20 protein-coding genes are annotated in these 20,046 nt (G+C 51.2%); 5 read left to right on the plus strand and 15 right to left on the minus strand.

Annotated elements, in window-relative coordinates; translation table 11 throughout:
* Window positions 1-11 precede the first annotated feature (11 nt).
* A complete protein-coding gene (locus X965_RS08625) occupies window positions 12-941 on the plus strand; it encodes a DMT family transporter (protein WP_015422784.1) in 930 nt (309 codons plus the stop codon).
* A 627-nt stretch (window positions 942-1,568) separates the two neighbouring features.
* On the opposite strand, the gene X965_RS08630 is transcribed toward X965_RS08625, so the two are convergent.
* The 4 genes from X965_RS08630 to fabB all read right to left on the minus strand — a co-directional run bounded on the left by X965_RS08630 (window position 1,569) and on the right by fabB (window position 4,128).
* Window positions 1,569-2,018, minus strand: a complete 450-nt coding sequence (locus X965_RS08630; RefSeq protein WP_072144569.1) for a colicin-like pore-forming protein — start codon at window positions 2,016-2,018, stop codon at window positions 1,569-1,571.
* Between the two features lie 8 nt (window positions 2,019-2,026).
* A complete protein-coding gene (locus X965_RS08635; protein ID WP_004235102.1) occupies window positions 2,027-2,323 on the minus strand; it encodes a hypothetical protein in 297 nt (98 codons plus the stop codon).
* A gap of 202 nt (window positions 2,324-2,525) precedes the next feature.
* Window positions 2,526-2,795 (minus strand): DUF3811 domain-containing protein, encoded by a 270-nt coding sequence (locus X965_RS08640; RefSeq protein WP_004235101.1) that lies wholly within the window; start codon window positions 2,793-2,795, stop codon window positions 2,526-2,528.
* A gap of 118 nt (window positions 2,796-2,913) precedes the next feature.
* A complete protein-coding gene (gene fabB, locus X965_RS08645; RefSeq protein WP_004235099.1) occupies window positions 2,914-4,128 on the minus strand; it encodes a beta-ketoacyl-ACP synthase I in 1,215 nt (404 codons plus the stop codon).
* Between the two features lie 195 nt (window positions 4,129-4,323).
* Here fabB and mnmC point away from each other — a divergent pair, with 195 nt between their 5' ends.
* Together mnmC and glsA are read left to right on the plus strand one after the other, a co-directional pair.
* Window positions 4,324-6,351, plus strand: coding sequence for a bifunctional tRNA (5-methylaminomethyl-2-thiouridine)(34)-methyltransferase MnmD/FAD-dependent 5-carboxymethylaminomethyl-2-thiouridine(34) oxidoreductase MnmC (mnmC, locus tag X965_RS08650; RefSeq protein WP_032098423.1), 2,028 nt, complete (start codon window positions 4,324-4,326; stop codon window positions 6,349-6,351).
* Window positions 6,352-6,595: 244 nt separating this feature from the next.
* Window positions 6,596-7,603, plus strand: a complete 1,008-nt coding sequence (glsA, locus tag X965_RS08655; protein WP_004235095.1) for a glutaminase A — start codon at window positions 6,596-6,598, stop codon at window positions 7,601-7,603.
* A gap of 259 nt (window positions 7,604-7,862) precedes the next feature.
* Here the strand turns inward: glsA and X965_RS08660 are convergent, their stop codons facing one another.
* The 7 genes from X965_RS08660 to prmB all read right to left on the minus strand — a co-directional run bounded on the left by X965_RS08660 (window position 7,863) and on the right by prmB (window position 12,887).
* Window positions 7,863-8,126 (minus strand): hypothetical protein, encoded by a 264-nt coding sequence (locus X965_RS08660; RefSeq protein ID WP_004239841.1) that lies wholly within the window; start codon window positions 8,124-8,126, stop codon window positions 7,863-7,865.
* Between the two features lie 391 nt (window positions 8,127-8,517).
* Window positions 8,518-9,045, minus strand: a complete 528-nt coding sequence (locus X965_RS08665; protein ID WP_036415099.1) for a GNAT family N-acetyltransferase — start codon at window positions 9,043-9,045, stop codon at window positions 8,518-8,520.
* Window positions 9,042-9,323 carry a YfcL family protein gene (locus X965_RS08670; protein ID WP_036415102.1) on the minus strand — a complete coding sequence of 94 codons (282 nt, stop codon included), beginning with the start codon at window positions 9,321-9,323 and terminating at the stop codon, window positions 9,042-9,044. Before X965_RS08670 ends, X965_RS08665 begins: the two co-directional genes overlap by 4 nt.
* A gap of 36 nt (window positions 9,324-9,359) precedes the next feature.
* Window positions 9,360-9,911 (minus strand): elongation factor P hydroxylase, encoded by a 552-nt coding sequence (locus X965_RS08675; protein WP_004235090.1) that lies wholly within the window; start codon window positions 9,909-9,911, stop codon window positions 9,360-9,362.
* 25 nt (window positions 9,912-9,936) lie between these two features.
* The gene (locus X965_RS08680) at window positions 9,937-10,737 is read right to left on the minus strand and encodes a sulfite exporter TauE/SafE family protein (RefSeq protein ID WP_004235088.1); all 801 of its coding nucleotides are present in this window, start codon (window positions 10,735-10,737) and stop codon (window positions 9,937-9,939) included.
* Window positions 10,738-10,789: 52 nt separating this feature from the next.
* A complete protein-coding gene (aroC, locus tag X965_RS08685) occupies window positions 10,790-11,878 on the minus strand; it encodes a chorismate synthase (RefSeq protein WP_004235086.1) in 1,089 nt (362 codons plus the stop codon).
* A 79-nt stretch (window positions 11,879-11,957) separates the two neighbouring features.
* Window positions 11,958-12,887 (minus strand): 50S ribosomal protein L3 N(5)-glutamine methyltransferase, encoded by a 930-nt coding sequence (prmB, locus tag X965_RS08690; protein WP_015422786.1) that lies wholly within the window; start codon window positions 12,885-12,887, stop codon window positions 11,958-11,960.
* A 194-nt stretch (window positions 12,888-13,081) separates the two neighbouring features.
* Between prmB and smrB the strand changes: the two genes are divergently transcribed.
* On the plus strand, window positions 13,082-13,627 hold the full coding sequence (smrB, locus tag X965_RS08695) for an endonuclease SmrB (protein WP_004235084.1): 546 nt from the start codon (window positions 13,082-13,084) through the stop codon (window positions 13,625-13,627).
* On the opposite strand, the gene sixA is transcribed toward smrB, so the two are convergent.
* The 4 genes from sixA to X965_RS08715 form a co-directional block, all read right to left on the minus strand.
* Window positions 13,628-14,098, minus strand: a complete 471-nt coding sequence (gene sixA / locus X965_RS08700; RefSeq protein ID WP_036417769.1) for a phosphohistidine phosphatase SixA — start codon at window positions 14,096-14,098, stop codon at window positions 13,628-13,630.
* Window positions 14,099-14,343: 245 nt separating this feature from the next.
* Complete coding sequence (gene fadJ, locus X965_RS08705; protein WP_036417771.1) at window positions 14,344-16,497, minus strand: fatty acid oxidation complex subunit alpha FadJ; 2,154 nt, start codon at window positions 16,495-16,497, stop codon at window positions 14,344-14,346.
* 12 nt (window positions 16,498-16,509) lie between these two features.
* On the minus strand, window positions 16,510-17,802 hold the full coding sequence (gene fadI / locus X965_RS08710; RefSeq protein WP_036417773.1) for an acetyl-CoA C-acyltransferase FadI: 1,293 nt from the start codon (window positions 17,800-17,802) through the stop codon (window positions 16,510-16,512).
* A gap of 210 nt (window positions 17,803-18,012) precedes the next feature.
* A complete protein-coding gene (locus tag X965_RS08715; RefSeq protein WP_004235078.1) occupies window positions 18,013-18,309 on the minus strand; it encodes a DUF406 family protein in 297 nt (98 codons plus the stop codon).
* A 338-nt stretch (window positions 18,310-18,647) separates the two neighbouring features.
* Between X965_RS08715 and fadL the strand changes: the two genes are divergently transcribed.
* On the plus strand, window positions 18,648-19,988 hold the full coding sequence (gene fadL, locus X965_RS08720; protein WP_004235077.1) for a long-chain fatty acid transporter FadL: 1,341 nt from the start codon (window positions 18,648-18,650) through the stop codon (window positions 19,986-19,988).
* Window positions 19,989-20,046 lie beyond the last annotated feature (58 nt).

Genomic DNA, 20,046 nt, shown 5'->3' on the forward strand with positions numbered 1-20,046 from the left:
TGAGTTTAAGAATGAAAAACCTGCTTTTACCCCTCGGGGCTGTATTAATCTGGTCTGTGAATGCCGTGGTGAATAAACTGGCCGCCGGTGCCATCGCCCCCGGCGCGATTTCCTTTTACCGCTGGGCACTGGCACTCGCCGTGATGACGCCGTTCCTGATTATGCCGGTCTGGCAGCAGCGTGCGGTGATCAAACAACACGCGTGGAAACTGTTTATCCTCGGTTTTCTCGGCATGGGGCTGTATCAGAGCCTGGCGTACTACGCTGCTTATACCGTCAGCGCCACCTTTATGGGGATTATCACCTCGCTGATCCCGCTGCTGACCGTGGTGTTAAGTATCCCGGTACTGCGGATCGCACCGACCATCGGTATTGTACTCGGCACAATTCTCTCCCTGAGCGGCCTGACCTGGCTTATCAGCAAAGGACATCCGGCGGATTTACTGCATCAGGGGCTGGGACAGGGTGAAATGCTGATGTTTATCGCCGGTCTCGCTTATGCCTTCTACGGCGTGCTGACCAAACGCTGGGCTATCCCGCTGTCGAGCATTCACTCGCTGTATATGCAGATTGTTTTTGGCGTGCTGCTGCTGATCCCGGTATTCCTCAGCGCCGGTGATGTGACACTGAACCGCGATAATATCGGGCTGGTATTGTATGCGGGGATTGCGGCCTCTATTTTTGCGCCGCTGTTGTGGATCCTGGGCGTTACCCGGCTGGGTGCAAACGCCGCCTCTATCTTTATGAACCTGGCACCGGTACTGACCGCCATTATCGCCGCTGTCTTCCTGAAAGAAGAGCTGCACAGCTATCATATTATCGGCGGTGGTGTGGTACTGATCGGGGTCATTATGGCGCAGCGTCTGCGCACACCGCTGACACAGATTATACGCCGCAAAACGAAAAAAACACAGCCGCAGCGGTGTGGTGCGGGGGAATAGGTAAAAACAAAATCAGGGTCCGGTATTCAGGGATAACCAACAAAAATGAAAAGTATTAATTCATTGATGAATCATATAATTTTCTTTTGTTGTTATCCCTTTTTTACTAACTTTATCAATGCCTTATTTTTACTCTGCTATTTTTTAGTATCTTTGCAATTTTTCATATCCGTCACAAAGTGACAAAACAGTATCAGTATTGATTCTTATTATCATATATGACTATGTTAAAGTCCTGTCAGTGGCACACCAAACGACGCAATACCATACAGTGACTAAAAAATATTATATTCAAAATATGTGCTGGGGCTGGTTTTATACTTCTATTTTCTTTTACTATTGCTGGAATGATAATTTTAAATACAGACTGACCTTTTTGCTATTATCCATATTTGGATTTATTTTTTATCCTGTTGCAAAATGGATAACTGAATACTTTTTCCTTAAATTCACGACACCACAATTCTGGAAAAGTGGTTTTTTCATTGATACACCGGGAAGAACTGGTTTATTGGCCATATATGGTTGCTCTGTATTTTTATTATCACTGCCTATAATAATAATTTTTATTATTGCTATTCTTATAAAAAGGCTACCACAGAAATAGGCAGCCTCTGTTTTTATAAATTAAATCCCCCAAAACAGATTAGCTTTTTCAGCCAGTTCATCATCAATCAATACTCCGGTGCCGGCCATTATCAAACCATAGCCTATAAGGCCGACGGGATTTCCCAGCAATACACTGAAGATGAATGCAACTACAACAGTCGCAGCATTCCCGGCTGCGATGACTTCGGTTTTAACAAAAAATGGCCGCCAATTATCTGTTTTTACAGATTTAATCAATTCACCAACCCAATCAAATGCATTGATTGCATGACTCAGAACCCCCATACCCTTGCTGAATTTTGTAAAATTTTTTGCGATTTCTGCTGACTTGATTGACTCTAACGCCGCGACAATAGCCCTGCGATCTTCAGAATTCATTTTCTTATTAAAGTTATTCCTATATTTTTCGTAAGCTTTCAATGCATCATCAATATCCCGGATTTTCTTCCCTTTTGCCTGCTCTGCCAGAGCACCAGCTAATTGTTCCGCCTTGTCTCCGGTTCCTTTCTGATTTCTTCATCCACCGGATGCATCCAGCCATCATCGGCATCATCCCATACAGGATTGGGGGATGTGTTCATATCCGCAATATTCTGATCCCAGATATGAGTTATCCTGCTGCTGTCTGCCGGGATATCCCCGGTCCATCCGGTAACAACCATAGTCTCGCCATTATCTGATGCTTTTTGCCAGCCCTCTCCTTTCCAGTGATATCCCATGGAGGTCATCACATCACGTTCAAACGGTGTGGTGTCTTCGTATCGATTCGTCATAACATATTCCTTTTATAAAAATGCTCAGTGAATACAAATCGGCTCCCGGCCGTGTTTTTCACTGTAATTCAGGAATATGTTGTTTATTAAAACTAAAATTACGCAGGTCTGTATCTTATAAAATAAGGTAACAAGGCGGGATACAAAAAACCGCCGTGTGGCGGTTATCGTAATAAAAACGGAAGTAAGTTATCCGGAAGGTTCAGCGCAATCCCCGCGTATGGGTTTTCGCTGACCAGTTAAAGGTTTCTTCTCCGCCGCCGGGTTTGATTTTATCCTTTTTTTTCTGTGCCCGGACTTTGGCGGCAGCGGCATCCACTTCTTTGGAAATCTCGGTGATAATCTGATCTTTGACTTTATTCTGCTCCGCATTGGTCAGCGGACGCCCCAGTTTCTTTTGTTCCTGAGCCAGCCGGGTGCGGACACGGATTTTCTGCGGCTCAGTCATCTCTGCGATAGTCAGCTTTTTCATTCATCACCCCTGTGGCAGTAAAAGGATAAACAGTACCGTTATACCCTGACAGAGTTTGCCGCAAAAGAAAATGCCCCGGTGATTAAACCGGGGCATTTATCTGATCAACAGGGCAAAATCAGTTCTGATATTTGCGCATAACCAGTGTGGCGTTGGTGCCGCCGAAGCCGAAGCTGTTGGACATCACAGTCGTCAGCTTGCGTTCGGTCGGTTCGGTGATAATCGCCATACCTTCCGCTTTCTCATCGAGGTTTTCCACGTTGATGCTCGGCGCGATAAAACCGTGCTCCAGCATCAGCAGGCTGTAGATAGCCTCGTGAACACCTGCCGCACCCAGTGAGTGACCGGTCATGGCTTTGGTCGCTGACAGTGCCGGGGTATGGTCACCGAAGACTTCACGGATAGCTTCCAACTCTTTGGTATCACCGACCGGTGTGGATGTGCCGTGGGTGTTGATGTAATCAACCGGCGTATCCAGGCCGTGCATCGCCATCTGCATGCAGCGGACCGCACCTTCACCGGACGGGGCAACCATGTCCGCGCCGTCAGATGTCGCGCCGTAGCCGACCACTTCACCGTAGATATGCGCACCGCGCGCCAGCGCGTGTTCCAGCTCTTCCACCACGACCATACCGCCGCCGCCTGCGATCACGAAGCCGTCACGGCCCTGATCATAAGTACGGGATGCTTTGTCCGGTGTTTCGTTGTATTTAGTGGACAGTGCGCCCATTGCGTCAAATTCGCAGCTCATTTCCCAGCACAGTTCTTCACCGCCGCCGGCAAACACCACATCCTGTTTGCCCAGCTGAATCAGTTCCACCGCGTGGCCGATACAGTGTGCAGAGGTGGAGCAGGCAGAACTGATTGAGTAGTTCACGCCTTTGATTTTAAACGGTGTCGCTAAGTTTGCGGACACACCGGATGCCATTGCACGCGGCACCAGGTAAGGACCGACACCACGCAGACCTTTGGCACGCATGCCGTCAGCCGCGATAGCCTGAGTGCGCGGGGAACCGCCGCCTGAACCGGCAACCACACCGGTACGGTAGTGAGATACCTGCTCTTCTGTCAGACCGGAGTCTGCAATGGCCTGTTCCATGGAAAGATACGCGTAGACAGAAGCATCACTCATGAAACGGACAGTTTTACGATCAATAAGACCCGCAGTGTCCAGTTTGACGTTACCCCAAACCTGGCTGCGCATGCCGATCTCTTTAAATTCTTCTGAGAATGTGATCCCGGAACGACCTTCTCTCAAAGAAGCCAGTACTTCCTCCCGGTTATTACCGATACTTGAGATAATCCCCAGACCGGTGATTACTGCACGCTTCATTTAATACCTCTGTCATTTTAAGTAGTACGGGATTTTAGCGCTACTTTAGCTTACACCTGTAAGCTGAACAAGTCCGATCAGACGTTTTTTCGCATCTTTACATACCGATGTTGTGCTATGTCACATCCGGCATGGCAGTACAGCGCAAAGCAGAGTAAAATCAGGGAAAACCGAACAGAATCCTCAGGCCGTAACGTGAAAAAAACCGCAATTGAAACTGCACATTTAACCTGGAATGAACAGGGTACACCTGTTTCGCAACATTTTGATGACGTCTATTTTTCGAACGATGACGGACTGGCGGAAACCCGCTATGTGTTTCTTAACGGAAACGGTTTTCCGGACAGATTTTCACAAATGACCACTCCGGTCTGTACTGTCGCAGAAACCGGGTTTGGTACCGGACTGAATTTTCTCACGTTGTGGCAGAGCTTCCTGGCGTTCCGGAATGCCAATCCTGTGCATCCTCTGAAGCGCCTGCACTTTATCAGTTTTGAAAAATTTCCGCTGACCGTGGCTGATTTACAGGCCGCCCACCGCCACTGGCCGGAGTTCGCGGATTTCTCCTTACAGCTGTGCGCTCAGTGGCCGCAGCCATTACCCGGTTGTCACCGTATTCAGTTGTCCGGCGGTGAAATTACCCTCGATTTATGGCTGGGAGATGTTAATGAGCTGCTCCCTTCCCTCACTCACGCGCTGGACAACAAAATCGACGCCTGGTTTCTCGACGGGTTTGCGCCGTCCAAAAACCCGGATATGTGGCAGCAGTCGCTGTTTGATTTGATGATTCGTTTTTCAAAACCGGGCGGCACCTTTGCCACCTTTACTGCCGCCGGGTTTGTCCGCCGGGGTTTACAGCAGGCCGGGTTTGACGTTGAGCGCCGCAAAGGCTTTGCGCACAAGCGGGAATGCCTGTCCGGGGTGAATCCCCGTGACGCGGCACCGTCCGTGACACCCTGGTTTGATCGCCATCCGGCTGCTGCCCGGCAGAAGATAGCAGTCATTGGCGGCGGGATAGCCGGAGTTTTCTCTGCCCTCGCCCTGCTGCGCCGTGGTGCGGATGTGTCCTTATATTGCGCGGATGCGGCTCTGGCACTCAATGCTTCCGGCAACCGCCAGGGTGCGCTTTATCCGCTGCTGACCGGACGGGATGATCCGCTTGAGCGCTTTTTTACCGCCGCATTTCCGTTTGCCCGGCGTACATATGATGCACTGTCAGCTCAGGGTGTGAAATACGACCATGACTGGTGCGGCGTGATCCAACTGATGTATCACGAAAAAAGCAGTAAAAAAATCAATAACATTTCATCTGTCCCATGGCCGGATGAAATGGTGCAGCGCCTGTCACGGGAACAGCTTTCTGAGCTTGCCGGAACCGATGTCAATTTTGACGGCCTGTACTACCCGCAGGGCGGCTGGCTCTGCCCGCAGGAACTGGTACGCAATACCGCAGCGCTGGCACAGAAAGAAGGGCTTCATCTGCGTTTAAACTGTGAGGTGAAAGCGCTGATCCCGGCAGAACAGGGCTGGCAGCTCCGCTTTGCAGATAACAGCACAGCAGAGGCGGATGTGGTGGTGCTGGCCAACGGTCACTGTATCACGCAGTTCCCGCAGACCGCCCCGCTGCCGGTCACGCCGGTGCGCGGCCAGGTCAGCCATGTGCCATCGGTACCGGCGATTGCCGGGCTGAAAAAAGTGCTGTGTTATGAAGGTTATCTGACCCCGGTGAATCCTGCTGACGGTCTGCACTGTATTGGTGCCAGCCACCAGCGCAACGACTTGGGCACGGAATACCGCGAAGAGGAACAAACTGCCAACAAACAGCGGCTGCTCGCCTCGCTGCCGGATGTCAGCTGGCCGGAGATGGTGGATATCAGCGCCGGGGAGTCCCGTCAGGGGATCCGCTGCACATTACGCGATCACCTGCCGCTGGCCGGAAATGTTCCCGATTTTGCGGAATTAACAGAACGTTATGCACATCTGGATGAACAAAAATCGTCCCCGGAAACCGTATACAGTGTTCCGCATCTGCCTCAGCTGTTTTTGCTGGCCGCTCTCGGCTCGCGGGGGTTATGCACCGCCCCGCTGGCGGCTGAAGTGCTGGCAGCACAGATTTTCGGTGAGGCCCTTCCGCTGGATGATGAAACACTCGCTGCTATTCATCCCGCCCGTTTCTATGTCCGTAAATTGCTGAAAGGCCGTCCGCTGCCGAAAAAATCCTGACCCGCTTCTGACCGGCCACCGGGCTGGTCTTCATCACATTATTGATATTTTTTCCGCCGGTTAAACGAAATTTCATCAGCAGACTTTATTGATCACCGCCACAAACCCGGGTCATTTTGTGTTCATTCTCACAAAAACCGGCTCTGTTCGCCTGTCAGCGGCAATTTCTCTTGCTCAATGATCAATTTACAGAAAAGTCAGTGCGCCTATACGCTTCATCCGGAAATAATAACCGGAGAAGATTATGAAGAATAAAATAGTTATCGCCCTAACCTTTTCGCTGTTTTGTTTTACCTCTGCTTATGCAAAGAACAATAATATTCCCGATAATACTGTTCGCTACGATACGATTGCTGAGCAGGCGTATCAGAAATTCAAAAGCGAAAAAGCCGGTGATGTGGCGGATTATATTCCGGCTCTCGCCAAATACAGCCCCGATAATTACGCCGTTGTGATTGCCACGGTGGACGGCAAAATCTACAGCGCCGGGGATAAAGATAAGCTGTTCCCGCTGGAATCCCTGTCAAAAGTCTTTACCCTCGCAATGGTAATGGATCAGCAGGGTTCAGAGGTGGTTCTGGAGAAACTGGGCGCCAATGCCACCGGATTACCGTTTAACTCAGGGCTGGCAATTGAACTGCGGCCGGATCGCCCGCAGAACCCGCTGGTCAATGCCGGGGCTATCAGCGCCGTCAGTCTGATCAAGGCCAAAAACCCGGACGACCGCTGGCAGCAGATTATGGAGAACATGGAAGCTTACGCTGATACCAAACTGACGGTAAACGATGAAGTGTACCGCTCTGAATCCGAAACCAATCAGCACAACCAGGCACTGGCGCGGCTGATGCAGTCTTACGGCATGTTATACGGCAATCCGGATGAGGCGGTTGATCTCTATACCCGTCAGTGTTCTGTGGATGCCACAACCGTTGATCTGGCCAAAATGGGGGCGGTACTGGCTAATCACGGTAAATCCCCGTACAACGGCAAACAGTTACTGAGTGCCGAAAACACCGGCAAAGTACTGGCAGAGATGGCTATTGCCGGGTTATATGACGGTTCCGGCACCTGGTTGTATCAGGTCGGTATTCCGGCGAAAAGTGGTGTCGGCGGCGGTATTCTGGCCGTGGTTCCGGGTAAATATGCCGTGGCGGTCTATTCCCCGCCGCTGGATAAAGCAGGCAACAGTGTCAGGGCACAGGCGGCTATCCGCTATATTGCTCAGGAAACCGGTGCTGATTTGTATCAGTAATGTGACATAAAAAAGGATCATCAGCATCGCTGATGATCCGCAGGCCGTTGACAATCCCGCAAGGGTTGGCGACGACCGGCAGAGGTTGTAAAAATAAACCAGGAAAATCGATTTATTGATTTTCGGCTGATAACACAAAGCAGGAAAAACCACGTTTTATCCTGCTTTGTCAGCAAACTCAGGATCATCAGCATCGCTGATGATCCGTGATCGTCTCTTCTTTATATTTATCAGTCCGCGTGATGCGATCCTGTTTCTGTCAGGCGTTCAGGGCAACCACGCTTTTCGCGCATTTATCCTCTGAACGGTACAGCGAATCTAATTCCCGTTTGGCATTAAAAATTATTAATCCGGTAAATAAAATCATACCGATGGAAGGGACTGCTCTTTCAATGACGCTCATTCCGTCAAGTTTAAACCAGAAAGAAAATAACAGTGCCAGCAAGACCACCGCAGCAACCGCTATCTTCGTGTAAATAGTCACAGCCTGTTGTGCTGCGTTTTTCGGTTGTAATTCAAACATAATCAATACCTGTGTTTTGTGGGGACGAACACATTTTGACACAATAAATGTTAATAGCAAGTTAATAGTTTATGCTATTTACTCAACACATATACGTAGTTGTTGACTTTATCGCAACAAAAGAGACTGTAATCTCAGAAATAAACATCATATTGCATATACGGAAAATGATTAAAAATCATTCTGTTGAACAGAAAAATCTATAATCTGATAACAACATCCATCGCTGAGACATAAAAAAACGGCACCATTTTCGCCGTTAATGTAACAATCACAAGATCTTTTATTATTATCTGCTCACGTCTTAATAGTCAGATGTTTAGTTCACCATAAATAAAAAAGGCCGCATATTAGTGCGACCTTTTCTCATTACTTCAGATATTTCACTTTTTCAGAAAATCCGGTAAATCATGGAACAGCGATCACAGAATTGCAGCCCGTATTCTGCCTCTTTCAGCATAACAGCCTCAAGTGCCGGTGCGCGGGAAACATCGCACACCTCAAAACCAAGATGCTCATAATAAGGCCGGTTCCAGGCCACATCCCGGAATGTGGTCAGCGTAACTGACGCACAACCGCGTGCAATCGCCACATTCTGTACCCGCTCAATCAGCTGACGCCCCAGCCCCTGACGCTGATGCGCCGCAGAGACAGAAAGCTCATCAATATGCAGCCCGGTACCGAGGTTGGATACCAGCACAAACCCGGCCGGCTGATCCTGACTGTCCGCCGCCACCCACGCATTGCCATTGGCAATATAATTGCGGAATGCCGTTTCGGAATGGCCTTCACTGCGCGCTATCCATTCATAACCCGGCACTGTCGCAAATAACGCACCGGCAGAGGATTCAACGGCCGGTAACAATGCGGCATCCGCCGGACGGGCCTGGCGGATACGGTATTGCGGTTTGGCTGTCATTCCTGCTCCTGCGCGGTGTGCAGCAGTCGTTTCCAGGTTTCCAGCACCAGCACCTGATCCGGTGGTGTCAGTTCCCCGGCACTGATTGCCTGACGGATACTCTCCTCCACCCGGTTGTGAAGCGCCTCAACGGAGTGATCACCCGACTGCTCCAGTTCTGCCACCGCCAGGGTCAGATGTCCCTGCAGATAGCCGCCCGCAAACAGTTCATCGTCTGTGGCATGTTCGACCATGTCATCAATCTGGGCGAGGATACGCGTTTCATAATCCGCAAGCATGTTTGTTCCTTAAAGTTCAGTCACCGGAATCGTTTGTCAGGCAAACGGATCTTCCGGCCATGGAAATTGGTCCGCAGTCAGCGGCGGCGTATTGTAGAACGATTGCAGGGCATTAATAAACCTTGCTGCACGCGGGGGTATTGAGTTCTGCGCCAGATACTCCATCACCTGCCCGTGAACAATACGCCGGAATTTGACGCGATCAGGCTCGAAATCGCCGTCAAGATTGTCACAACTGACGTTAAACGGATAACCGGCAGCCTGACAAAATAACCAGTCCAGCGCCTGCGGTTTTATTTCCACAACCTCAAATTCTGACTGCGTTTGTGCATCCCGGCCATCCGGGCAGTACCAGTAACCAAAATCCACCAGCTTTCTGCGCTCTTTCCCGGCAATGCACCAGTGCGATATTTCATGGATAGCACTGGCATAAAAACCGTGAGCAAACACGATACGGTTATAAGGCGCTTCATCATCTGCAGGCAGATAAATCGGCTCATCGTCACCTTTAATCAGGCGGGTATTGAAATCAGCAAAAAATTCGTTATCAAAAATCTCAATTAACTGCTGATATTGATGTGTACTCATTGATTATATGAACCACTAATGAAAATTAAAAAAGCTGAGACAGCCACGTACTGATAGTATCGCCGTGATTGTCATAAATCAGTTTGATGCTCATCAGGAAAGAGACAGTTACCAGCATCGGCCGGATCAGTTTTTGTCCGCGGCTCAGCACCATACGGGCACCGAGGCGGGCACCGATAAGCTGTCCGCCCAGCATGGCAAAGCCCATCAGCCAGATAACATGACCGCTGAAAATAAAGAATGAGAGTGAACCGACGTTAGAGGCAAAGTTCAGCACTTTGGCGTGAGCGGTGGCTTTCGCCAGGTTAAAACCGGCCAGGGTCACATACGCCAGTGCATAAAAAGAGCCCGCGCCCGGCCCGAAAACACCGTCATAAAAACCAATGCCGATACCGGCGGTACAGCCGAAGGCAAACGGCATCAGGCGCTGTTTCTGGTCAGCAGCACCAATGGAGGGTGTCAGCAGGAAATAGAGGCCGATGGCAATCACCAGCAGCGGCAGCAACTGGCGGAGGAATTCCGGATTCACAAACTGCACCAGCCCGGAGCCGATAACCGCGCCAATCAGCGTCATCATTATCGGCACCCGTTGCCCCGCAAGATCCACCGCTTTGCGCCGGACAAAATAGAAACTGGCAGAGAAAGAGCCGCCGACCGCCTGTAATTTGTTGGTCGCCAGTGCCTGCACCGGCGGTACGCCGACAGCCAGCAGCGCCGGGATTGTCAGTAATCCGCCGCCTCCGGCAATCGCATCAATAAACCCGGCAATCAGAGCAACAAAGAACAGCAATATATAGATTTCAACACCGAACTGAAACCATTCCATTTTTTACCTGCCAATAAAATCCCGGGCACAATACCCGGGACGTCTGTTTAAATCATGACCAGGCCGGTAACGGCGGCGTGACATCCGCACATTGTCCGCGGTGACGCAGAAGGTGATCGAGCAGCACAATCGCTGTCATTGCTTCGGCAATCGGCACAGCACGTATCCCGACACAGGGGTCATGACGCCCTTTGGTGATCATAGCCACCTCTTCGCCCTGCCGGTTCAGCGTATTACCGGGAACGGTAATCGATGATGTCGGTTTCAGGGCAATATGCGCGATGATTGGCTGGCCGCTGCTGATGCCGCCGAGAATGCCGCCCGCGTGATTGCCGGTAAAGCCGGTCTGATAAATTTCATCCCGGTTTTCGCTGCCTTTGAGGTTAACCACACCGAATCCGTCCCCGATTTCGACGCCTTTTACCGCGTTGATGCTCATCAGCGCATGCGCCAGATCCGCATCCAGACGATCAAAGACCGGTTCACCCAGACCCGCCGGGACGTTTTCCGCCACTACCGTGACTTTCGCACCGATGGAATCTCCCTCTTTTTTCAGGCCGCGCAATAATTCATCCAGCGCATCCAGCTGACGTTCATCAGGACAGAAAAACGGATTTTGCTCTGCCAGTGCCCAGTCGCGGATATCACATTTGATATCCCCCATCTGAGTCAGACAGGCACGGACTGTCACACCGAATTTCTCATGCAGGTACTTTTTGGCAATAGCCCCGGCCGCCACGCGCATCGCCGTTTCACGGGCTGATGAACGGCCGCCGCCGCGGTAGTCACGAAAGCCGTACTTCTGCTCATAGGTGTAATCCGCGTGTCCCGGCCGGAAGAGATCTTTGATGGCACCGTAATCCTGTGAGCGCTGATCGGTATTTTCAATCAGCAGCCCGATACTGGTTCCGGTGGTTTTTCCTTCAAATACCCCTGACAGAATTCTGACCTGGTCCGGCTCACGGCGCTGCGTGGTATAGCGGGATGTGCCCGGACGGCGGCGGTCAAGATCTGCCTGCATATCGGCTTCAGTCAGCGCCAGTCCCGGCGGTACGCCGTCAACAATACAACCCAGCGCCGGGCCGTGTGATTCACCAAAGGTGGTTACGCGAAAAAGTTCGCCGATACTGTTTCCGGCCATCGTGTTTTCCTGTCTCTGATTGTGTGCAAGTGAATGGTTTTAACCTGTTTTTATGTTTCTATTCCTACAGGAGGAACGGTTATTTGAAAAGTTTAAAAGCGTCATGATGTTCTGCTAATTGATCACGAGTTAACATAAAGACACCGTCACCCCCGTTTTCAAATGACAGCCAGATAAACGGCACTTCCGGGAATTCGGCCATCAGGTGCACCTGACTGTTACCGACCTCACAAATCAGCACCGCATCTTCTGACATATAATCCGGCGCATTGGCGAGGATCCGGCGTACCAGTTTCAGTCCGTCACTGCCTGCAGCCAGCGCCAGCTCTGGTTCTATGCGGAATTCATCCGGCAGGTCACTCATATCTTCCGCATCCACATACGGCGGATTGGTGACAATCAGGTCATATTTCACCCCGGGCAGATCGTTGAACAGATCTGAACGCATCGGCACCACACGGTGAGATAAGCCATGATTCTCAATGTTCATTTCTGTGACTTCCAGCACATCGGCAGAGATGTCTGCCGCGTCCACTTCCGCATCCGGGAACTCATATGCGCAGGCAATTGCGATACAACCGCTGCCGGTGCAGAGATCGAGAATCGTTTCCGGTTCTGCATCCAGCAATCCTGCAAAGTGATTGTTAATCAGCTCACCAATCGGTGAACGCGGGATCAGCACGCGCTCATCGACATAAAATTCATGGCCGCAGAACCAGGAACGGTTAGTCAGGTACGGCACCGGTACGCGCTCGGTGATCCGGCGCAGTACGCGCTCCACAATGCGGTGACGCTCTGAGGAGGTCAGCCGGGACTGATACAGTTCAGCGGGTAAATCCAGAGGCAGAAACAGTGTCGGCAGTACCAGCTGGAGGGCTTCATCCCAGGCATTATCTGTGCCGTGGCCATAGTAAATATTGGCCGCATTAAAACGGCTCATTGCCCAGCGCAGCATATCCTGCAGCGTGTGAAGCTCACTGACGGCTTCATCAACGTAAATTTTATCCAAAGTGCCTCCGGCGGGGTAAAACAAAATAAGATATCTGATAGCGTAGTTTGCCATGAAGTCGCTGCTAAATCAGCATATCTTGTGAAATGCGCGGCAATTTTCCGGCGGCTCCTGTCAGCGGAGACCGGCAGTATAGCGTCAACATCCGTAAAAAAATCAGTTACACTATGGAAAATACTGAGTGATGAGATGTTATGAAAAAGAAGACGCCCCTGACTGATGATGACCTGAACCTGTTCAAAGAGGCCATCAGCGGGACACGTAAAATCAGACAGGATATTGTGGTACACCCGAAACCACGGGCAGGTGTAACCAAAATTGCGCCTGAACGGCTGTTGCAGGATCAGATTGATGCCAGTTTTTATTTCTCAGATGAATATCGCCCGAACCTGGATATGGACGGCCCGGCGCGCTATCTGCGGGAAAATGCCAGCCCGTATGAGCTGAAAAAACTGCGTCGCGGGGATTATGTGCCGGAGCTGTTTTTGGATCTGCACGGGCTGACCCAGCTTCAGGCCAAACAGGAGATCGGTGCCCTGATAGCCGCAGCCCGCCGTGAAAACACCTATTGTGTCTGTATTATGCACGGGCACGGCAAGCATGTACTGAAACAACAGACACCGTTATGGCTGGCACAACACCCGGATGTGATTGCCTTTCACCAGGCCCCTAAGGAATGGGGCGGTACCGCAGCATTACTGCTGCTGATTGAGATTGCTGAAACCGCCCGGCGCGAGTAATCAGTCAATCTGTCCGGGACCGCGGTGCCAGAGCAGTGTGCCGCGTCCGTCATCACCCAGTTCAATACAGGCAACTGACGATGTTGCAAACATCGGTGCCGTTTCCTGCGGACACAATGCCGCTACCAGATAACCGACCAGCGGCAGATGCGATACCACCAGCACCCCATTGCGCCCCTCTTCCGCCAGAAAACGGATATAATCCGCCACATTCTCCGCATTCCCGGAGGGCGTCAGTCCCGGCATCACCTCTTCCTGAGCAGGTAAACTCAGCGCATCACGGATTTCGGTCAGTGTCTGCTCTGCCCGCAGATACGGGCTGACCAGAACGGTATCAATCTGAACGTGCTGCCCGGCGAGCCATTTTGCCATGCAGCGGGAATCTGTTATCCCTTTTGCGGTAAGGGGCCGGACTGAATCACTGGCGGCCTGCAAAGCAGCATCGCCATGTCGCATAATAAGAACTTGCATACGTCACCGTCTGAACAGGACGGATACGGTCATGTCTGAATCCCCGGGCCGTATCACATCAAAGAATGATCTGTTTAAAATTATCGTTATTTCTGTGTCCCCGTCAGGGGAGGTGAAAGGCATTCTGCCTCAAATTAATCATAATTAAAATGATTCAGCACAGAGATAAACCTGAATTTTGTTCAGAACCTGTTCAGAAAAATGAAACAACCGCCCCTTGTTCTCAGTGACTTCACTGCACTTCCTCAGTAAAAACGGCGGTTATCCGCAGCCCGCTGCTGTAATGCCTCACACGGTGTGAAGCGACCACCGTAACGTGCCGCCAGTGCCGTCAGTTTTTCTGTCATAACGACGGCTGACATACTATCCATATAGTAAAATGGTCCGCCGAGGAATGGCGGAAAACCAATACCAAACACCGCGCCGGCATCCCCGTCCGCCGGTGAACGGATAACCTGTTCATCCAGCGTCCTTACAGCCTCATTTAACATCATCATCAGGCAGCGCTCTGTGATTTCCTGTGATGTCAGACACTCCTGTACGGTGATACCCAGCAACGGATAAATCGCTTTATCCGCTTTACGCGGTGCCTTGCGGCCACAGCGTTTCCACCACGGTAACGGGGTGTAATCATAAAATCCGCGTTTGTTTTTCCTGCCCAGCCGGTTGTCACGGAAAAGCGCATCCAGCTGCGGCGGCAGTGCAAACCGCTCACCAAATGCGGCTTCCAGCACCGGCATAATTTTTGTACCGACATCAATGCCCACTTCGTCCAGCAGTGCTACCGGCCCGATCGGAAAACCGAAATCAGTCAGCGCTTTATCAATTTTTTCCGGCGGTTCACCTTCCGTCAGACAACGTAACGCTTCTGTAATATAAGGTGCCAGAATCCGGTTAACATAAAACCCGGCTTTATCACCAACCACAATCGCTGTTTTTCCCTGTCTGCGCGCCAGTTGCAGCGTGGTTGCCAGTGTCACCGCATCAGTGCCTTCATGGGGGATAATCTCCGCCAGCGGCATTTTTTCGGCCGGGCTGAAATAATGTAAACCAATCACCTTTTCAGGCCGTGATGCCCTGGCGGCAATATCACGGATAGGCAGTGACGAGGTGTTCGAGGCAAAAATAGTATCCGGTGATGTCACTGCCTCGATCTCAGCAATCATCTGTTGTTTCAGTGCCAGCGATTCGAAAACCGCTTCCGCCACAAAATCAATGCGGTGAAATCCCCGGTAATCCGTAGTGCCGGTCATGCCGCTCATCAGTTGTGTCCGCTCACGCGGGGAGAGCCGTCTGCGTTTAACCTGTTTGCTCAGATGCTGCCAGAAAAAAGCCAGTGCTTTATTTGCCCCTTCCTGCGAAACATCTTTGATTCTGACCGGAAGCCCTGCGCGCTGACGGGTAATCGCGGCAATTCCCGCCCCCATCAGCCCGCCGCCCAGCACCGCCACATGATGCAGTTCTGCGGGTTTTACCCCATCGGCAGACTCTTTTTTCAGTGCGGTTGAGGCAAAAAAGAGATGACGGAGTGCACCGGATACCGGGGTAACCGCCAGTTTACCGAATGCCGCGGCTTCGGCTTTAAACCCGGCCTCCCGGCCTTTTTCAAGGCCGCACTGCACCACGTCAATAATCTGTTCAGCCGCCGGATAGTGTCCGCCACTGCGGCGGTGAACCTGACTGCGGGTTATACGAAAGATGATATCCCGCAGCCCCTTCATTTTTTCCAGTCTCTGCCGGAAAGGTACCGGGGCCCGCCGTGCCGGATTTACCGACAAAGCACGGGCCACCGCTGTTTCCAGTAAAATGTCCGGCGGAACAATATCATCGGCCAGCCGCATTTTGACTGCCTGCTTTGCCCGTAACTGCCGCCCGGTCAGCATCATATCCAGGGCGGCCACCAGCCCGATCAGGCCAGGAAGACGTTGTGTACCGCCGGAGCCGGGTAACAGCCCCAGTTGAACTTCCGGCAGCCCGAGCCGGGTTTTATCACTGTCTGTGACAACACGGCTGTGACAAGCCATGGCCAGCTCAAGTCCGCCGCCGAGACAGCTGCCGTGAATCGCCGCCACGACCGGCAGAGGATAGTTTTCAATCAGATTAAATAACCGCTGTCCGGATTCAGACAGTGCCTGCGCCTGTGCGGCCTCTGTGCATCCGGCGATCATATGAATGTCCGCACCGGCGATAAACGTATCCGGTTTACCGGAGATAATCACCATTGCCCGTAATCCCGGGATTTGCCGGGCATCACGCAGTACCGCCTCAAACTGTGCGGCAAACTCCGCCTTCAGGGTATTCACTTTTTCACCGGGGACATCGACAGTAATGACCCCGGTGTGATCCGGACGCACGGTCAGGCGGAAGGCAGAAGGTGTTTCATCATGTTGTGTCATCATCAGTCTCCCGTCTTATTCTGTTTCCCAGATCATCGCCACGCCGAGTCCGCCCGCCGCACAGGCCGTGGTCATTGCAAAACCGCCGCCCCGCCGCCGCAGCTCCCGCAGTGTCTGTGTCACCATCCGGGCACCGGTAGCCGCAAAAGGATGCCCGTAAGCAATTGACCCGCCGAGCACATTAAACCGCGCCGGATCCACCTCACCAATTGCCGATGTCCGGTTGAGTTTTTCACGGGCAAAGTCCTCACTGGCAAAACAGTGCAGATTAGTCAGAACCTGGGCTGCAAAAGCTTCATGCATATCAATCAGTGTCAGGTCAGACAATGTCAGACCAGCGCGATCAAGTGCCAGCGGTGCGGCATAAGACGGCCCCAGCAGCATATCTTCCTGCACTGCGTTACCCGTAAATGCATAACTGCGCAAAAAGCCCAGCGGCGTCAGCCCGAGTTCACGGGCGCGGGTTTCGGTCATCATCAGTACGGCTGCCGCGCCGTCTGTCAGTGGTGTGCTGTTTGCCGCGGTCACCGTGCCGTGACGTTTATCAAATGCCGGTTTCAGTTGTGCATAGCTGCCGGGAAGGGAATTTTTCCGTAAAGTATTATCTTCTTCACAAACCTGACTGAACGGCGGAAAACGGGCGGTCATCACCTCATCGCGCAGGACACCGGATGTCCACGCCTGCGTGGCGGCCTGATGTGACTGATGGGCGAACGCATCCTGTGCCTGACGGCTGATATGGTAACGTTTTGCCATCTGTTCGGCGGTATCGCCCATGCGTAGACCGGTGGAATATTCTGCCACCGCCGGGGCAACCGGCAGGAGGTCGCGCGGCCGCAGTGAGGCCAGTAACCGGAGTTTCTGCGGCAATTTTCGTGCTTTGCTGAGATCCAGCAATACTCCGGCCAGTTTGCGTGATACACCAATCGGGAGCACAGAGGCGGAATCTGCCCCGCCTGCGACGGCTATCTGATTCTGTCCGCACTGTATCGCCTGTGCCGCATTGGCGATGGCCTGAAAACTGGTGGCACAGGCACGGGTTACTGAATACGCATCTGTGGTTACCGGCAACCCGGTACTGAGCACAATTTCACGGGCAATATTGGGCGCGGCAGGCATTTGGATCACCTGGCCGAAAACGACAAGGTCAACCAGTTCTGCCGGAAATGACTGGCGAAAAAGGAGTTCCTGCACCACCGCCCGGCCAAGTTCAACCGCCGGGATATCACGGTATACCGTGGACTGCCGTGCAAACGGTGTCCGTAATCCGTCAACAACTGCAATACGTTCTGCCTGTGCCTGCTTCATTCGTTCATCCTTACATGATGAGAGGTTATCACGAACTGCCGGTGGTCTGACCTGCTGATATTGTTAACATCGTGTTGCATTCACGCAATGTGAATAACTGAAAACTGCGAGGTGGCTCAGGAAATAAACTTTTTATAACAAAAAAAACGATAAAAAAGGCCCCCGCATTCACCGGAGGCCTGAATTCAGTTTGCGTATTATTCTGATGAATTAACGCAGACCCAGTTCAAAGATCAGTGTTTCAGCCTGGCAGCTGAAAGTGAAATCCGCTTTCAGCAGAACGCCGTCAGCCGTTTCTTTATATTCGCTGTGGATTTTGCATGGTTCAGATGCTGCTGCATTTGCTTTGGCAGTCAGTGCTGCCATCATCTGCTCAGCGTCTGCTTTAGATGCAAATACGCGCTCGAAAGAAGAGGTGCAGCTTTCGTTATCAATAATAGTGCCTACATCCACACAGCAGCATGCTGCGGTTTCTTCTGCGCTGCACAGTTTTTTTTCGTCAGCCATTTCAGTCTCCCGTTAGTTAAAAATAGCCTGCAGTCTTAGTACTGAATCATACCATTTATCAAAGTAAACCATAAAAATTCAATCTATTGTTTGATCTACTCGGGCTAAAGCCACTTTTTGCTCTCAAAAATCACGTTATTGTTAAATTTTTGTAATCCAAATCGCATTTTTACATCTCAATCCGCTTATTTTCGTACAAAAAAATAACATTCCAGTGTGCTGATTCTATACTCTGTCAACTGGTCTGATTTGTCATATCAACAAGCAAACATACAATCCAGCGCTACTTCTAACTACCAAAGTAGTACATAAACAAAATAAACAAGAGGGTTTTGGTCATGAACCAGAAAAACCTGTTCACTCGTTCAGCACTGGCAGTGGCAGTTTCATTAACAGCAACTCAGGCTTTTGCGGCGGGTTTTCAATTAAATGAGTATTCCACGTCTGCACTCGGACGTGCGTTTTCAGGGGAAGGTGCCGTGGCAGATGATGCCAGCGTCGGCAGCCGCAACCCGGCAGCAATGACATTATTTGATCGCCCGTCCATGTCCGCCGGTGCGATCCTGATCAACCCGTCAGTGGATATCAGCGGTAAATCCCCGCTGACCGGTAACAGCACTGATGCCAAAGATATCGCGCCAAGCGCGGTTGTCCCGAATCTGCATTTTATTATGCCGATTAATGAAAAATGGTCAGTCGGTGCATCAACCACCACAAACTTTGGTCTGGCAACAGAATTTAAAGATAATTACTCTGCCGGTGCTATCGGCGGCAAAACCGATCTCGTGACGGCCAACTTTAACGTGGCCGGTGCTTATCGTCTGAATGATAACTTCAGCTTTGGTCTGGGACTGAATGCCGTTTATGCTGATGCGGAAATTTCGCGTCATACCGGTGAGCTGGGCCAGGTTGCAGCCGGGCTGACCAAAAATCCTGCATTAGCAAAAATTCCTGCAAACTCTAACCTCGCCAAACTGAAAGGTGACGGCTGGGGTTACGGCTGGAATGCGGGGATGTTATATGAGCTGGATAAAGATAACCGTTTCAGTCTGACATATCGCTCTAAAGTCACTGTGAAATTTAAAGACGGTGATTTCACCCAAAACATTCCGGGTCTTCTTGACCGCTCCACCAAAGGTAAACTGGATCTGAATTTACCGGATATCTGGGAATTCTCCGCTTATCACCGCGTTGCACCAAAATGGGCGGTTCATTATACCTTTGCTTACACCGGCTGGGATTCATTCCAGGAGCTGAAAGCGACAGATAAAGGTAACGGCGGCGTTCTGTTTGAAAAGCATGAAGGTTTCAAAAATGCATACCGCGTAGCATTAGGTACCACTTATTATCATGATGATAACTGGACCTTCCGTGGTGGTATTGCCTTTGATGACAGCCCGGTCCCGGCAAACAACCGCTCTATCTCTATTCCGGACCAGGATCGTATCTGGTTCAGCCTGGGCTCAACCTACGCCTTCAACAAAGATGCGTCTGTTGATGTTGGTGTCGCCTATATGCACGGGCGTAAAGTTAATATCTCTGAGCCGCTGATGAGTAAAGATCAGCTTGCAGCTATCGGTGGCAAATTGGGTAACCCGAACCTGCAAATGCCAAACTACGAATTCAGCTCCTCCGGTAAAGCCTGGTTATACGGTGTTAACTTTAACTACAGCTTCTGATTTTCCGGTCTGAATGCATAAAAAAAGTTCTGGTCACTGACCAGAACTTTTTTATTTG

The organism is Morganella sp. EGD-HP17, assembly GCF_000512315.2.
Lineage (GTDB): Bacteria > Pseudomonadota > Gammaproteobacteria > Enterobacterales > Enterobacteriaceae > Morganella > Morganella morganii.

Coding starts and splice junctions, on each gene's coding strand:
- X965_RS08625 (WP_015422784.1), top strand. CDS start 12: ATGAAAAACCTGCTTTTACCCCTCGGGGCTGTATTAATCTGGTCTGTG.
- X965_RS08635 (WP_004235102.1), bottom strand. CDS start 2,323: ATGACGAATCGATACGAAGACACCACACCGTTTGAACGTGATGTGATG.
- X965_RS08640 (WP_004235101.1), bottom strand. CDS start 2,795: ATGAAAAAGCTGACTATCGCAGAGATGACTGAGCCGCAGAAAATCCGT.
- fabB (WP_004235099.1), bottom strand. CDS start 4,128: ATGAAGCGTGCAGTAATCACCGGTCTGGGGATTATCTCAAGTATCGGT.
- glsA (WP_004235095.1), top strand. CDS start 6,596: ATGAAGAATAAAATAGTTATCGCCCTAACCTTTTCGCTGTTTTGTTTT.
- X965_RS08660 (WP_004239841.1), bottom strand. CDS start 8,126: ATGTTTGAATTACAACCGAAAAACGCAGCACAACAGGCTGTGACTATT.
- X965_RS08665 (WP_036415099.1), bottom strand. CDS start 9,045: ATGACAGCCAAACCGCAATACCGTATCCGCCAGGCCCGTCCGGCGGAT.
- X965_RS08670 (WP_036415102.1), bottom strand. CDS start 9,323: ATGCTTGCGGATTATGAAACGCGTATCCTCGCCCAGATTGATGACATG.
- X965_RS08675 (WP_004235090.1), bottom strand. CDS start 9,911: ATGAGTACACATCAATATCAGCAGTTAATTGAGATTTTTGATAACGAA.
- X965_RS08680 (WP_004235088.1), bottom strand. CDS start 10,737: ATGGAATGGTTTCAGTTCGGTGTTGAAATCTATATATTGCTGTTCTTT.
- aroC (WP_004235086.1), bottom strand. CDS start 11,878: ATGGCCGGAAACAGTATCGGCGAACTTTTTCGCGTAACCACCTTTGGT.
- smrB (WP_004235084.1), top strand. CDS start 13,082: ATGAAAAAGAAGACGCCCCTGACTGATGATGACCTGAACCTGTTCAAA.
- sixA (WP_036417769.1), bottom strand. CDS start 14,098: ATGCAAGTTCTTATTATGCGACATGGCGATGCTGCTTTGCAGGCCGCC.
- fadJ (WP_036417771.1), bottom strand. CDS start 16,497: ATGATGACACAACATGATGAAACACCTTCTGCCTTCCGCCTGACCGTG.
- fadI (WP_036417773.1), bottom strand. CDS start 17,802: ATGAAGCAGGCACAGGCAGAACGTATTGCAGTTGTTGACGGATTACGG.
- X965_RS08715 (WP_004235078.1), bottom strand. CDS start 18,309: ATGGCTGACGAAAAAAAACTGTGCAGCGCAGAAGAAACCGCAGCATGC.
- fadL (WP_004235077.1), top strand. CDS start 18,648: ATGAACCAGAAAAACCTGTTCACTCGTTCAGCACTGGCAGTGGCAGTT.